Below are 14,658 nucleotides of genomic sequence, written 5' to 3'. Positions count from 1 at the left end.
CCCGGATAAGCCCTACGGGCTTTCCGGGATGACGAGGGTGGGGATGCCCTAGTCCGCCGCCTTGACGACGTTGTCGTCGCCGTTGCGGTCGATGACGAAGTTGTACGGGTCGACGCCGGCGAAGCGCGGGGCGACTGGCGTGACGAAGGTCAGGGTCTGGGTTCCGCTGCGGATCGGGCGGCGCTCCATGGCCACCACGTCCTTCTGCTGGAAGTCCTTCTTGCCCGGCTCGGCGGTGAACAGGCCCACGTCCAGCACTTCGTTCAGCGGGGCGTCCGTCTCCTTGCCGCGGCCGTCGGCGTACATCTTCTTGGCCTCGACCACGAGCTTGACGTCGAACCGGCCGTCGGCGCGCTTCTTCACGGTCGCGCTCTTGGTCTTCAGGTCATAAAGCGTGATCTTCTCGAACAGGTCGGTGACCAGGGCCTGCTTGTCGGCCGGAACCTCGGCGCGCAGGGCGGCCAGGAAGTCGAGCGTGGTGGGGTAGGGCGCGCCCTTGAAGCCGTGGTCGGCGATCAGCTTGCGCAGGACCCGGTTCACGGTCTCCTCGCCGACCTCGTGCTGCAGCCGGTACATGACCAGCGAGCCCTTGCGGTAGTGGATGTAGCCCTGGTTCTCGACCCGGGCCAGCGGCTGTTCCTCGAGCACGTCGCCGCCGCGCGAGCGCAGGTAGCTGTTGAGCTCGAACTTCAGGAACTTGCGGATCTGGGCCTCGCCGTACTTCCGCTTCATGACCATCAGGGCCGAGTACTGGGCGAAGGTCTCCGACAGCATGGTCGAGCCCTGCTGGTCGGCGCCCAGCACCTGGTGGGCCCACCATTGGTGGCCAATCTCGTGCGCGCCGACATAGGTGACCATGTCGATCTTCTCGGGATCGCTGTAGTCGGCGATGAAGAACATGCTCTCCGACCACGGAATGGTGCCGGCGAAGGCCTGGGCGAAGTCCTGGTAGGCCGGGAACTCCTGGAAGCGCAGCTGCTTGAACTGATAGGGGCTGAAATGCTCCTGGTAGTAGTCGAGCGAGGCCTTCATCGCGCCGCGCATGCGGTCGATGTTCCAGGCGTGCTGCGGGTCGTAATAGACCGCCAGATCGACGCTCTTGTAGGTCTCGCGCGAGACCGCGTAGCGGGCCGACTGGATCGACAGGAACGGCAGGATCGGCGCGTCGGCCACGAAGCGCACGGTGCGGCGTTCCTGGTCGCCCGACTTCCACACCCGTTCGGAGGTCTTGCTGCCAGGCGCGATCGGCGTCTGGTCGGCGTCGGTGGTGACGGTGATGTCGGAGGTGACGAAGTCGGCGTCCTTGCGCAGGCCGTTGAACTGGCGGCTCGCCACATCGCCCAGCTTGGCCATGCGCAGCTCGGGCGGCAGGCCGTACTTGCGGCGCTTGGCGCGGTCCTGCAGCAGGCCGTCGCGGCTCATGCCCAGGATCGGCGCGATCTCCATGTTGTTGAGGAACGTGCCGTTGGCGACCACGCGGCTTTCATTGCCGCTGTTCTTGAAGCCCTTCTGGCTGCGCTCGGTGATGAAGCTCATCCGGCGCGTCTCGCCCGGCGCCAGCGGGGTGTCGAAGGCGAAGATCCGGTAGTTGAAGCGCTCGAAGGTCTGCTTGGGCCGCGCGCCCTCGATCGACAGCCCGCGCACGACGAGGTCGCGGTCGAAGCGGACGTGGATCTCCTTGAGCGGCGCGCCGGACTTGTTCTGGATGACATAGGCGCCGCGGGTCACCGCCCGGGGCTCGCCCGGGTGGAGGTCGACGTCCAGCTTCATGCCGGTGATCTTGGGCTGAGGCGTGTTCTCGTAGCGCAGCAGCGTCTTTTCGAGGTCGGCGGTCCAGCGCTCGTCGTCGAGGCTGGTGCGATACTCGTTCCAGACGTTGGTGTTGACGTAGATGAAGCCGCCCAGGCCGGCGAAGGCCAGGAAGACGAGCCCGAACACCACGCCGTTCGCCCCGCGCAGGCGGTGGGGCAGGCGACGCAGGCGCGGCAGCAGCCTGGCCTCGGTCCCGCGCCGCCACAGGGCGTAGCACAGCACCGTCAGCAGCACGGCGAAGGCGCTCCAGTAGGCGCGGAACCACCAGGCCCCGAGCCAGAACGACCCCAGGCGGTTCATGTCGGAGAAAGGCGTCCCCGGCGCGCCGCCGTAATTGTAGAGATTGTGCTCGAAGCCGAGGTTCTGGAACGTCACCTGGGTGACGATGTAGACCACCATCAGGCCCCAGCCGATGAACTTGTGCGGGCTCAGCACCTGCAGGAACACGGCCAGCACGGCCAGCAGGATCCAGTCGACGGCCTGGGGCAGCACGTACCACAGGAGGTACTTGTCGAGCTCCAGCCGGAAATAGCCGTGGGCGACCTGGCTGACGACGCCGGCGACCACGCTGACCAGCAGGGTCGACAGCAGCACCAGCGAGATGGCGGCGATCTTCGGAGCCGTGAAGGCCCAGTCGCCGACCGGGGTGGAGTCGATGATCTCGTGCGTGCGGCGCTCGCGTTCGCGCCAGACCAGCTCGCCGGCGTAGTAGATGGCGATGATCATCGGGATCAGGCTGAACGAGCCCAGCAGCGGCCGCAGCAGGGCGCGGGTCACCGGATAGATCTGGCCGCCGTAGCCATCGGCGTCGGTGGCGAACCACAGCGAGCCGGCGGCGTTGAACAGGCCCAGCGCCAAGAGCACGAAGAAGGCCGGGCTCTTGAACACCTGGCCCATGTCCAGGCGCGTGCGGGCGACGAACTGGACCCAGGCGGTGGCGCGGTCGTGGCGCGGCTTGGCCAGGGGCTTGGGCGGCGGCGGCAGGATCTCGACCGGCGGCGGCAGGCCGGGCTTGGCCTTCTCGCCCTTGCGGCCGGCCAGCTCGGCCGACTGGAAGCGGAAGAGGCCGTAGGCGGCCGCCAACAGGCCCGCGGCCAGCACGATCACGAAGGTTCGGTTGAACAGCAGCGCGCCGGTCACGGCCGGGGTCAGGGTGTTGCGCTCGTTGGCGGTCCAGTACTTGGTCGCCAGGCCGAAGGCGCCGGTGCCCATCGGCTCCCACAGGGCCGCGGCCTGCTCGAACTCGGGCTTGTCCAGTGCGATGCCGGCCACCACCCACAGCACCAGGAAGCCGATCACGCCGACATAGGTCCACATCATCGAGCGGGTGACGGTGGCCAGGGCGAAGAACAGCGCCGAGGTCAGCAGCAGCGTCGGCAGGGCCAGCACGAAATAGGCGTAGACGTAGGCGTTCAGCAGGTTCGGACCCAGCTTCTCCGGGTCGATCCACGGCATGAACGAGCCGATCAGCATCGCCAGCGGCACGGCCAGGAACGAGATCGCGGCGGCTAGGAAGGCGCCGGCGAAGCGTCCGTACAGATAGTCGAACTTGCGGATCCGGGTGGTGCGCAGGATCGGGCCGTATCCGGTCTCGTCGTCGCGCACGATGACGTTGGCCACGAAGGCCGTCGTCACGAACATGTAGAAGATCGACAGGATCAGGTGGGTCTGGGCGATGGCGAACGGGGCGTTCTTGTGGATCGAGCCGCCGCCGCCGATCGAGATCTGCTCGATGGTCACCGACCCGAAGGTCAGCAGGAAGAACAGGACGGCGACCACCCAGAACACCGGGGAGCGCAGCTGGTAGCGGAGCTCGAAGCTCGCGATCTTGCCGAACATGGCGTCTGCCCCCTACGCCGCGCAGCGGGTCGTGGCGAGGGTCGAGAAATAGACGTCCTCGAGGCCGCCGATCACCGGCGCGAAGCCCGCGCCGGGGTCCTGGTCGGCCAGGACGTGGATGATGGTGCGGCCGCCGAGCAGGCGGGTCGAGATCACCTGATAGGCCTTCTTGGCGTCGTCCAGCTCGGCCTTGTCGATGGTCTTCTTCCAGATGCGCCCTTCCAGCTGGGCGATCAGGTCGGCCGGGGCGCCTTCGCGCACGATGCGGCCGTCGCAGATGATGGCCATGGCCGGGCAGAGGTCGGAGACGTCCTCGACGATGTGGGTCGACAGGATCACCACGACGTTCTCGCCGATCTCGGCCAAGAGGTTGAGGAAGCGGTTGCGCTCTTCCGGGTCGAGGCCGGCGGTGGGTTCGTCGACGATGATCAGGCGGGGGTCGCCGATCAGGGCCTGGGCGATGCCGAAGCGCTGGCGCATGCCGCCCGAGAAGCCGGCGATGGCCTTGTTGCGGACGTTCCAGAGATTGACCTGGGCCAGCAGGCTCTCGACGGTGTCCTTGCGCTCCTTGCGGCCGGCGATGCCCTTCAGCACGGCCATGTGGTCGAGCATGTCGTAGGCGCTGACCCGCGGATAGACGCCGAAGTCCTGCGGCAGGTAGCCGAGCACGCGGCGCAGGGCTTCCGGATCCTTCAGCACGTCGATGTCGCCGAAGCGGATGTGGCCGGAGGTCGGCGCCTGCAGGGTGGCGATGGTCCGCATCAGGGTGGACTTGCCGGCGCCGTTGGGGCCCAGCAGGCCGTACATCCCGCGCGGGATGGTCAGGCTGACCTCGTCCAGGGCGCGCACGCCATTGCCATACACGTGCGTCAGGTTTTCGATGATCAGCATCGCTACTCGCGGCCCCCGGTCTTGTTAACGCCAACAGTCCCCAGGCCGACATGACAAGACGGCGCGAGCCTGGGCAAGTGAAAGAACGTTTAGGCGGTCGGGTTCCCGACGAATGTCGCGCCTTGCGCCGGGGTTCCGGTCGGGCGCGTTTGGGTCTAAGCAGGCGGCCATGACGACCTATGCCTTTCCCCCGCCCGTCCAGCCTTCGGTTCCGGTGGAAGGATCCGAAGCGGTCTTTCCCGTCCGCCGGATCCTGTGCGTGGGTCGAAACTACGCCGCGCACCGGGCCGAGATGGGCGGCGACGAGCGTGATCCGCCGTTCTTCTTCGCCAAGCCGGCCGACGCGATCGCGCCGCTGCTGAACGAGGTGCCCTATCCGCCGCGCACGGCCGACCTGCACCACGAGATCGAGCTGGTGGTGGCGCTGAAGTCGGGCGGCGCCGACATCGCCGTCGACGACGCCCTGGACCACGTGTTCGGCTACGCGGTGGGCGTTGACCTCACCCGTCGCGACCTGCAGGGCGCGGCCAAGGCCAAGGGCCACCCGTGGGAAGCGGGCAAGGCCTTCGATCTCTCCGCCCCGATCTCGGCCATTCGTCCCGTCGCCGACGCCACGCTGGACGGCGCCATCTGGCTGACGGTCAACGGCGTGCAGCGCCAGACCGGCCTGGTGTCCGACATGATCTGGAACATCCCCGAGATCATCGCCGAGGCCAGCAAGCTGTGGACCCTGGCGGCCGGCGACCTGATCTTCACCGGCACGCCGGAAGGCGTCGGCGCGGTGGTTCGGGGCGATACGATCGCCGGCGAGGTCGACGGCGTCGGCGCCCTGGCCTTCACCCTGGTCTAGCGGGAGCGCGCGGCCGTGACCCTGACGCTGTTCGGCTACTGGCGGGCGGCCGCGCCCTATCGCGTCCGCATCGGCCTCAATCTGAAGGGCCTGGCCTACGACCAGGCGCCGGTGAACCTGCTCAAGGGCGAGCAGCGCCAGGGCGCCTATCTCGACCTCAACCCGCAGGGCCTGACCCCGGCCCTCGCCATCGGCGACGGCGTGGTGCTGACCCAGAGCCTGGCCATCCTGGAATGGCTGGACGAGACCCATCCAGAGCCCGCCCTGCTGCCGGCCGATGCGCTGGGCCGCGCCCGGGTGCGGGCCATGGCCCAGGTCGTCGCCTGCGACATCCATCCGCTGAACAACGTGCGCGTCACCGGCGAGCTGGCCGCCCGCGGCCAGGACGAGGCCGCCCGCCGCGCCTGGATGGCCCGCTGGCTGGCCGAAGGCTTCACCGCCCTGGAGGCGGCGGTCGTCGCCCATGGCGGGACCTATGCCTACGGCGATACGCCGACCTTGGCCGACGCCTGCATCGTGCCCCAGGTCTACGGCGCGCGCCGTTTCGACATCGACCTTTCACCCTATCCGACCCTGGTGGCGGCCGCCGACCGCGCCGCCGACCATCCCGCCTTCGCCGCTGCTCACCCCAGCCTCCAGCCGGACGCCGCCGATGCTTGAAGATCTGAAAACCAACAACGCCAACTGGTCGAAGCGCAAGACGGAGATCGACTCCGAGTTCTTCAAGCGCCTGGAGAACCAGCAGAGCCCCGAGTACCTGTGGATCGGCTGCAGCGACAGCCGCGTGCCGGCCAACGAGATCGTGGGCCTGGATCCGGGCGAGCTGTTCGTCCACCGCAACGTCGCCAACCTGGCCCCGCCGCAGGACGCCAACTACCTGTCCGTGCTGCAGTTCGCGGTCGACGTGCTGAAGGTCAAGCACATCATGGTCGTGGGCCACTACGGCTGCGGCGGCGTGGCGGCGGCCATCGACGGCAAGCGCCGCGGCCTGGTCGATCACTGGCTGCACCCGATCCGCGAGGTCCACGCCGAGCACCGCTGCGAGCTCGACGCCATCCCCGAGGAGCGCGATCGCCTCAACCGCCTGTGCGAGCTGAACGTCATCCGTCAGGTGCGCAACGTCGCTTCGGACGTGTTCGTGCAGGACGCCTGGGCCCGCGGCCAGAGCCTGGCCGTGCACGGCTGGGTCTATTCGCTGGCCAACGGCCTGGTCACCGACCTGGACGTGGGCATCGCCAGCCAGGCCGACTACGAGCGCGTGCTGTCGGGCGCGGCGGAGTAGTTTCTCTACCCTCCCCCTTCCCCCTTCCCCCTTTGATGGGGAAGGGGGAGGGAAATGCGCCGCGCCGGATCGTCGCAGTTGGCGGATCGGCGTTCGGTGCTTACTTGTTCGTCACCATCCCCTGCCACGGTGGTTGCATGGACGCCTTTCTCCAGAGCCTGCACAGCCTCGTCGTCGAGCACCGCCTGCTGGTGTGCGTGATCCTGGCGGTCGTCACCCTGCTCGAAGCCCTGATGCTGGTCGGGGTGCTGATCCCGATCATGGCGGTGATGCTGACGGCCGGCGCGCTGATCGCCACCGGCTCGCTGCATCCGGTCGAGGTGATCATCTGGTGCAGCGTCGGCGCGGCCCTGGGCGACGCCATCTCCTACCTGATGGGCCGCCACATCGGCGCCCGCGCGGTGCGCCATCCGGTGCTGGCCAAGCACCGCCGCACCGTGGCGCGGGCTCGGCTCTACACCCGCCGCTACGGCGTGCTGGCCCTGGCCGTGGCGCGTTACCTCGGCCCGCTGCGCCCGTTCGTGCCGATGGCCGCCGGCATGACCCGCATGCGCGACTGGACCTTCCACGCCGCCAACACCGTCACCGCGCCGGTGTGGGTGATCACCGTCCTGGCCCCCGGCTATCTCGCCGCCCGCCACCTGGGCTACTGGAAGCCCGATCCGATGCTGCTGACCGCGGTGGTCGTCGGCGGCCTGCTGCTGGTCGCCACCGTGATGGTCCTGCGCCGCAAGCCGGCGGCCTCGAAGGCTTAGCCCGGCGCCCTGATGCGCACTCGGGCGCTGGCCGCCCGGCCCTGGTCGTCGACCACCCGCAGCCGATAGAAGCCCGCCGCCGCCGGTCGCCAGACCGGCTTGCCGCCGACCGGATCGTCGGCCAGGGGCTTGCCATCCACGTACCACGACAGGTTCTCGCCGCCGGCCGCCAGCACCAGGCCGCGCGAGCTCTTGCCCAGCCCCTCGACCTGTACCGTCGCCCCGTCGGGCGGGAAGATCAGACGCGGGCCTTCGTCGGCGACGGTCCGCAGCTGTTGCAAGGCGCCGGGCGCGGCCTTGGGGGCGATCGGACGCGGGGCGGTGGGCGGCGCGCCCACCAGATCGGCGACGTCGAACAGCGTGGGCAGGGCCGCGTCGCGCCCCGTGAGCCCGCCGCGCGCGCCGCCGTCGGCCCGACCGGTCCAGACGACGATGGCGTGGCCCCCGACGATCCCGGCCGCCACCGCATCGCGAAAGCCGTAGGAGGTGCCGGTCTTGAAGGCCATGGCCGGCCCGCCCCGGGTCAGGGCCGAGGGCGCGCGGCCGCGCGGGCCCGGCGCCTCGCGCAGGATGTCGAGCACCTGGTTCACCGCTTCCGCCCGGGCGATGCGGGTTCCGCCCTGGTGTTCGCGCGCCTTGGCTTCGTCGACCGTATAGGCCAGCGGCTTGACCACCCCGCCGTCGCCCAGGCCGGCATAGAGGGTGACGAGATCGCGCAGGGTGATGCCCGCGCCGCCCAGCGCCAGGGCCAGGCCGGCGGCCTTCACCTCGGCCTTGGGGCGCAGCAGCCGCACCCCGCCGGCCTCGATGCGAGCGGCGAAGGCCTCGGGGCCGATCTTCTCCAGCGTGGCGACGGCCGGCACGTTCAGCGAATAGGCCAGGGCCTCGCGGGCGGTGACCTTGCCATGGAACACTCGGTCAAAGTTTTCCGGCTGGTAGTCGGCGAAGCGGGTCTGGGCGTCGTCGATCTGGGTGTCGGGCGCCAGCATGCCGTCGTCGAAGGCGAAGGCGTAGACGAAGGGCTTCAGCGCCGAGCCGGGCGAGCGGGCGGCGCTGGTCATGTCCACCCAGCCGCCGGGCCGGTCGCGGCCGGCCGAGCCGACCAGGGCCCGCACCGCCCGGTCGCGGATCCGCACGACGATGATGGCGGCGGTGGCTTCCGGTCCCTGGCTGGCGGCGACGGCGGCGGCCAGGGGCTCCAGCCGCGCCTGCAGGTCCGGGTCGATGGTGGTCAGCACGCTGGACTGGCTGGCCGGCGCGGCGGCGGCCTGCTGGCCGGCCAGGTGCCAGGCCAGGGCCGGGAAGGCGCTGCGGCGGGGGATCGGCTCGCCCTCGGCCTCGACGGCGGCGATGGTGGTCAGGGCGCCGGCGCGGACCATCTTGTCCAGCACCGCGCGGCGGGCCTCGCGAGCCGCTTCGGGCCGCCGATCGGGGCGGCGGGCCTCGGGCGCCTGGGGCAAGGCGATCAGCAGCGCCTGCTCGCCGTCGGTCAGGCTGGAGGGCTCGTGCCCGAAATAGGAGAGGCTGGCCCCGCGCACGCCTTCCAGATTGCCGCCGTAGGGGGCCAGCGTCAGGTACAGCGCCAGGATCTCGTCCTTGGTCAGGCGGCTTTCCAGCTGCACGGCGCGGACCATCTCGATCAGCTTGGAGCCGAGATTGCGCGGTCGGGGCTCCAGCAGGCGGGCGGTCTGCATCGACAGGGTCGAGGCCCCGCTGCTGATCCGGCCATGCACGATCGCCGACCCGGTGGCGCGGACCATGGCGATGGGATCGACGCCCAGGTGCCAGCGGAAGCGGGCGTCCTCCACCGCGACCAGGCGCTTCAGGAACGTCGGGTCGGTGCGTTCCAGGTCGGCCCGCACTCGCCAGCGGCCGTCTTCCACCGGCAGGGCGCGCAGCCACGCCCCGCGCTCGCCCAGCACCACGGGCGAGGAGCGCTTGGCGCGGCTCATGTCCGGGGGAAAGGCGGCGCTGAGCGCGAACACCCCGACCTGGGCGGCGAGGAAGCCGCTGAGCAGGCGGGTGATCAACGGAACCTTCCCTTCCCCCGGCGCGGGGGAAGGGAGGCGTTCAGGCGTCACTGCCCGGCCGCGATGATCGTGCGGCCGGCGTCCGACCGGGCGGCGATGCTCGGACGGTACATGTCCTTGGCCACCGCGCCGGGCAGGAAGAATTCGCCCGGCGTCACGGCCCGCGCGATGTAGGCCATGGCGAAGGGCTTGTTGCCCTCCAGGTCGAGCGCGGCGATGTAGCGGTCGTCGCGGCTTTCCTGGGCGTCCGGCGTCGACAGCTCGCCCAGGAACCGGAACGGTCCGTTCTGGGCGTCGTCGGCGCCAAGCGGGGCCTCGATCTCGAAGCCGGCCGGCAGGGCGTCGTCGACCACCAGGGCGGTCGAGCGGGCCTGCATCGACCGGCCCTGGATCAGCACGATCACCCGTTCGCCCTGGCGGATGGCCGAGGGATCGACCGCGCCGCCGCTCATCGTGAACAGGCGCTTGCTGACCGACAGGCCGTTGCTTTCGGCGACCGGGGCCGCGATCGGCGTGCCGCGCACGCTGACCGTCCGCCACAGCGCGCCCTTGCCCTTGTTGGTGAAGCGGGCGTCGGCCAGCTTGCCCACGGCCCAGCGCGGCGCGCCGCCGGCGGCCGGCAGGGCGACGACGTTCTGGGCGTCGATGTTGATCGGGCCGGCGGCCTTCATCAGCTGGTGGGCGGCGTAGAGCAGCTGGGCCTGTTCCTGGGTGTTCAGGGCGTCGGGATCCTTGACCACGTTCTCCAGGCGACCCTGCAGCCGGGCGGCGACGTCGGCCTGGCCGGCCTGCACCGCCAGCGCCGTGACGGCGGCCACGTCGCGCAGCGGGCTCTGGTACCAGTCGTACTCGTCACGCCAGTTCAGCGAGTTCACCGCCTGGCGCATGGCCGAGCGGGCCCGGGCCTGGTCGCCCATCAAAGCCAGGCCCGCGGCGACCTGGGCCTTGGCGATCGGCTGGTCCTCGTCCTTCATCTGCACGTCGTGCCACCAGCGCAGGCGGGCCAGGTCCCCGCGCCCGGCCTTGGCCAGGACGTAGAGGGCGTAGGCGCTGGCCCGGCGGCGCATGCGCTGGGTGGCCTTGCGGCTTTCGTCCTCGTTGCGGCCCCACCAGGACGGATACTCCATCCGGTAGGACACCGAGGCCCAGCCGTCGGGACGGCTGACCTGGCGCATGGCGTTCAGGGCCTTGTCCAGCGCTTCGTCGGGCACCGCCACGCCCTGGGCCTTGGCCTCCAGCAGGAAGTCGGTGGCGTAGGCGCCCAGCCAGGGGTCGGCCTCGCCGTCGCCCACTCGCCAAAGGCCGAAGGCGCCGTCGAGGGTCTGGCGATCCAGCAGTCGGCCCACCGCCCCGGCCAGGGCCGCCGGCGTGCGCTTGAGCTTGGGATCGGTCGAGACGCTCTGGGCGTAGAGCAGCGGATAGGCCGCCGACACCACCTGCTCGGTGCAGCCGTACGGGTAGCGCTGCAGAGCGACCGCGATCGCCGATGGGTCGAAGCCCTTGAACGGCGAGTAGCTGACCTGCAGCGTCACGTCGCCAGCGGCCAGGCCCGACAGCAGCTGGTAGTTGGGCGTGTAGGTCGCGCCGGGCGCCTGCAGCTCGGTGGTGGTGCGCACCACGTCGCCCCAGCCCAGGCGGGTCTGGATCGGATAGTCCTTGGCCGTCGAGAAGCCTGGACCGCTGACCTTGAAGCCGATCTTGCCGACGCCGGTGACGTCGGGCGCCAGGAAGGGGATCTTCTCGGCGACGCGCTGGCCCAGGATCAGGGTGATCACCTTCTTGAAGGCGACCTTCAATCCCCCGGAGGCGTTTGCCTCGGCGGTGTAGGCGCCGGGCTTGCCCTCGACATTGTGCAGTTCCAGCGTCGCGGTCGGCTTGTCGCCGGGCGACAGGAAGCGCGGCAGGTTGAGGTCGGCCACCACCGGCTGGCGCACGGTCATGGCCTTGGAGCCCGAGCCGACGGCGTTGTCGGTCCAGGCCACGGCCATGATCCGCAGCTCGCCGTTGAAGTCGGCGGCCGGCAGCTTGATCGTCGCCTTGCCGTCGAGGCCGGTCTCGACCACGCCCGACCACAGGGCCACGGTCTTGATCGGCGTGACCGTCAGGCCCTCGCCGCCCAGCTCGTCGCCGCCGAAGTTGACGTTGGCCGGCGCGCCCATGTTCGGGTCGAGCAGGCGGCCGTAGTCGTCGCGGTAGTCGAGCGTCAAGGCGCGCTTGCCGAAGTACCACTTCACCGGGTCGGGGCTTTCCTGGCGGGTCAGGCGCAGCACGCCTTCATCCACCGCCGCCACCGTGACGCGGGCCTTCTGGCCAAAGCCCAGGCCCTGCACCTTCAGCGGGATTTCCACCGGCGCCTTGGAGTCGAGCTTCGGCGGGGTGCCGATGTCGACCGTCAGCTTGCGGCCCTTGGGCTCCAGCGGCACGTAGACCAGGCCCAGCGCCCGCTTGGGCTTGGGCGAGGCGACCGGATCGCGCGGCTGGATGACGGTGACCATCACATAGGCTCCGCCGCCCCAGGCGGCGCTGGTCTTCAGCTTCACGGTCGCGCCGTTCTCGCCGACCGACAGGGTCTTGAAGTCGATCAGGCGATCGGTGGCCACCGCCACCTGGGCCTGGCCGGCATAGGGCGCCTTCAGCGTGATCTCGACGGTGTCGCCCTGGGCATAGGCGCGGGTTCCGGCCGAGACGCGGACGAAGTCGGGGGCCTCGGCGTCCTTGGCGGGCGAGCCCCAGCCCGACGAGAAGCGGGCCACGGTCTTGGTTCCTTCGGGGCCCTCGATCACCAGGCGGTAGTCGCCCCAGCCCAGGCGGCGGTTGATCCGCGCGCTGGCGGTCGGCGACATGTTGAGAGCGCCCTTGGCCACGACGGCGTCGCGGCTGGTGCGCCGCCACTGCCAGCGGCCGTCCTGCTGGAACCAGTCGTAGTTCCAGTTCTCGCTGATCAGGGTGTAGCTGGCGGTGGTCGAGATCTTCTTGCCGGCGGCGTCGACGGCGATGACCTCCAGGCTCACCGGCGGATCATCGCGACCCGAGCCGTCGCCCTGCTCGACCTTGACCCCGTAATAGATCGGCTTGCCGCGGACCTTGAGTTCCAGCCCCTCGCGGACCGGACGGCCGCCGGGCTCGAACACCGAGGCGGTGACCGCCGCCACCAGGGGCTGGCCGGTGTCGCCGACGTCGCTGGTGCCCAGATTGAGGACCGCGCGGCCCTCGCCGTCGGTGACGGTCGTGCCCAGCTCGATCAGCTTTTCGTCGAAGGGCTCCTTGGCGTCGCCCCACTCGAAGCCCTTGTATTGCGGGAAGGGGTCGGTATCCCGGCGCAGGCGGGCCTCGCCCTGCGTCTGCAGGCCCGAGCCCGGCGCGCCGTAGAGGAAGCGGGCGTTGACCGCGATCTGGCGGGTCTCGCCGATGCGGATCGGCGTGCTTTCCTGGCCGGTGGCGGTGACCGCCAGCCGCTGGGGCGCGAAGTCCTCGACGCTGAAGCTCAGCGAACCGGACGAGGCCTCGATGCCCTCGATGTGCAGCTCGGCGGTCCAGCGGCCGCGCGGGGCGCTGCGGGGCAGGGCGATGTCGATGGGCACCGCGCCGGCGTTGGCCTGGCCGAACCACCAGCGCTTGAACTCCACGCCCGAGGGGCGTTTCACGAGGATGTAGCCCTTGCGGTCGTTGACCGCCTTGGCCATGCGGTCGCGGATCATCGCCGTCAGGTGCACGGTCTCGCCGGGGCGATAGATGCCGCGGTCGGCATAGAGCCAGCCGTCGATGTCGCTGCCGACGGCGCGGCCGCCTTCGCTTTCGGTGCGGCCGCCGACGCCCTGCTTGGACAGGTCGACCGGCGAGCGGTCGAGGTCGAGCACCGACAGGTCGCCCTCGACGCCATAGGCCATGACCATCTTGGCGCGCTCGCCGCCCTCGCCCTTCAGCAGCGGGCGGGGGAAGCGCACGCGGCCGTCGGCGTCGCTCTTGACCTCGGCAAGCGGCTCGCCGTCGCGGGCGACCAGGGCCACGCGTACGCCCGAGACGGTCTTGGCGGTCTTCAGCGAGCGGACCACGACGTCCAGCGCTTCGGAACCGTCATAGGCGATCAGCGCCATGTCGGTGAACACGATCCAGCGGCGGGCCTGGGCCGGCGGGGTGTCGCCCTCGCCGTCGGGGTCGCGGCCGCCCGAGGCGTCGCGCGCCTTGATCAGGTAGGCGCCGGGCTTCATCTCCTTGAGCACCGCGCCCAGCGGGAAGACCGTGGTGGCCTTGGCGCCGGCCGCGCCGTCCACCGAGACCTCGCCCTTCCAGATGCGGCGGCCCTCATCGCCGGCGCTGTCCTCGCCATAGTCGCCGGCCCAGTCGCCCTCGCCGGTGGGATCGGGAGCGCTGATCGACTTGCGCACCAGGTTGCGGTCGGACACCCGCCAGACTTCGACGGCCAGTTTCTGGACGTTCATGGTCTCGATGGCCACGCCGTCGGATTCCTCGCGCGGCAGGATCACCCCGTCGCCGGCGAAGCCGACATAGGGCGGCTTCTCGCCGAACGTGAAGTCGACGTCGGCGTTGGCCGAGAGGGTCTCGCTGCCCTTGGCGGGCAGGCCCTTCAGAAGGGTGATGCGGCGGTCGGTGAAGCCGACGCCGCCGATGCACAGCTCGTCGCCCTTGACCCGCACGGCCGGGGTGCGGCCGAGGTCGGGCGAGACCATGACGAAGTCGGCATAGGCCTTGGACGGGTCCAGATCGCGGCTCATCTGGATACAGGCCATGGCCTCGCCGCCGGAGCTGTCGATGCGGGTGCGCCAGACGGCGAAGCCCTCGGGCTTGGGGACGCCGCGTCGGCGGGCATTGGCGTCGCGCGGCTTGCCGAACAGCGACCAGGCCTCGCCCTTGACGACGCCGCCGCTGGCCGAGGCCTTGCCTGCGCCGCCGCCGAACCAGCCGAGGTCGGCGGTCTTGGCGGCCACGAAGCCGCCGCCGAAGCCGACGACCAAGGCGCCCGCCGCGATCGCCACGGCGGGGGTCTTCAGCTGGGACTTGATCCGGGTCCAGACGGAGGTTTTGGCCGCGCCGTCGCCTTGCGGCGTCTCGTCCGTCGACATCCGTCGTCTCTCCCAGATCCGAGGTGATTTGGGGGACTTGAACCTAAGCGCGAGCGGGGGTCAACGGCGTCGCGATAATGGTTCTCAAGGCTTCGCTCGAAGGAACCGGTTACCGCTC

The 14,658-nt window shown here is 70.3% G+C and carries 8 protein-coding genes; 4 read left to right on the top strand and 4 right to left on the bottom strand.

The features are described 5' to 3' along the window. Positions 1–48: 48 nt before the first annotated feature. Both AC1DCG_RS07110 and AC1DCG_RS07105 read right to left on the bottom strand, forming a co-directional pair. The gene (locus tag AC1DCG_RS07110; RefSeq protein ID WP_477028708.1) at positions 49–3,651 is read right to left on the bottom strand and encodes an ABC transporter permease/M1 family aminopeptidase; all 3,603 of its coding nucleotides are present in this window, start codon (positions 3,649–3,651) and stop codon (positions 49–51) included. A gap of 12 nt (positions 3,652–3,663) precedes the next feature. After that, positions 3,664–4,542 carry an ABC transporter ATP-binding protein gene (locus tag AC1DCG_RS07105; RefSeq protein ID WP_477028707.1) on the bottom strand — a complete coding sequence of 293 codons (879 nt, stop codon included), beginning with the start codon at positions 4,540–4,542 and terminating at the stop codon, positions 3,664–3,666. 169 nt (positions 4,543–4,711) lie between these two features. Here AC1DCG_RS07105 and AC1DCG_RS07100 point away from each other — a divergent pair, with 169 nt between their 5' ends. From AC1DCG_RS07100 to AC1DCG_RS07085, 4 genes are all read left to right on the top strand, one after another. Continuing rightward, positions 4,712–5,392: a fumarylacetoacetate hydrolase family protein gene (locus AC1DCG_RS07100; RefSeq protein ID WP_477028706.1), complete on the top strand. Its 681-nt coding sequence runs from the start codon at positions 4,712–4,714 to the stop codon at positions 5,390–5,392. A 15-nt stretch (positions 5,393–5,407) separates the two neighbouring features. After that, positions 5,408–6,052: a maleylacetoacetate isomerase gene (gene maiA / locus AC1DCG_RS07095; RefSeq protein WP_477028705.1), complete on the top strand. Its 645-nt coding sequence runs from the start codon at positions 5,408–5,410 to the stop codon at positions 6,050–6,052. After that, complete coding sequence (locus tag AC1DCG_RS07090; RefSeq protein ID WP_477028704.1) at positions 6,045–6,674, top strand: carbonic anhydrase; 630 nt, start codon at positions 6,045–6,047, stop codon at positions 6,672–6,674. Before maiA ends, AC1DCG_RS07090 begins: the two co-directional genes overlap by 8 nt. A 137-nt stretch (positions 6,675–6,811) precedes the next feature. Beyond that, the gene (locus tag AC1DCG_RS07085) at positions 6,812–7,429 is read left to right on the top strand and encodes a DedA family protein (protein ID WP_165258405.1); all 618 of its coding nucleotides are present in this window, start codon (positions 6,812–6,814) and stop codon (positions 7,427–7,429) included. On the opposite strand, the gene pbpC is transcribed toward AC1DCG_RS07085, so the two are convergent. Both pbpC and AC1DCG_RS07075 read right to left on the bottom strand, forming a co-directional pair. Beyond that, positions 7,426–9,459 (bottom strand): penicillin-binding protein 1C, encoded by a 2,034-nt coding sequence (gene pbpC, locus AC1DCG_RS07080; RefSeq protein ID WP_477028703.1) that lies wholly within the window; start codon positions 9,457–9,459, stop codon positions 7,426–7,428. The two genes, AC1DCG_RS07085 and pbpC, sit on opposite strands and share 4 nt — an antisense overlap. 47 nt (positions 9,460–9,506) lie before the next feature. Beyond that, a complete protein-coding gene (locus AC1DCG_RS07075) occupies positions 9,507–14,540 on the bottom strand; it encodes an alpha-2-macroglobulin family protein (RefSeq protein ID WP_477028702.1) in 5,034 nt (1,677 codons plus the stop codon). Between the last annotated feature and the right edge of the window lie 118 nt (positions 14,541–14,658).

Source organism: Caulobacter sp. 10L414 (assembly GCF_056395525.1).
Note: the sequence above shows the minus strand (reverse complement) of the source record. Positions and strands in the feature narration are given on the sequence as shown.

Bases quoted from the DNA above. Each gene is read 5' to 3' on its own strand.
- AC1DCG_RS07075 (WP_477028702.1), bottom strand. From the start codon at position 14,540: ATGTCGACGGACGAGACGCCGCAAGGCGACGGCGCGGCCAAAACCTCC.
- AC1DCG_RS07090 (WP_477028704.1), top strand. From the start codon at position 6,045: ATGCTTGAAGATCTGAAAACCAACAACGCCAACTGGTCGAAGCGCAAG.
- AC1DCG_RS07085 (WP_165258405.1), top strand. From the start codon at position 6,812: ATGGACGCCTTTCTCCAGAGCCTGCACAGCCTCGTCGTCGAGCACCGC.
- AC1DCG_RS07110 (WP_477028708.1), bottom strand. From the start codon at position 3,651: ATGTTCGGCAAGATCGCGAGCTTCGAGCTCCGCTACCAGCTGCGCTCC.
- AC1DCG_RS07105 (WP_477028707.1), bottom strand. From the start codon at position 4,542: ATGCTGATCATCGAAAACCTGACGCACGTGTATGGCAATGGCGTGCGC.
- AC1DCG_RS07100 (WP_477028706.1), top strand. From the start codon at position 4,712: ATGACGACCTATGCCTTTCCCCCGCCCGTCCAGCCTTCGGTTCCGGTG.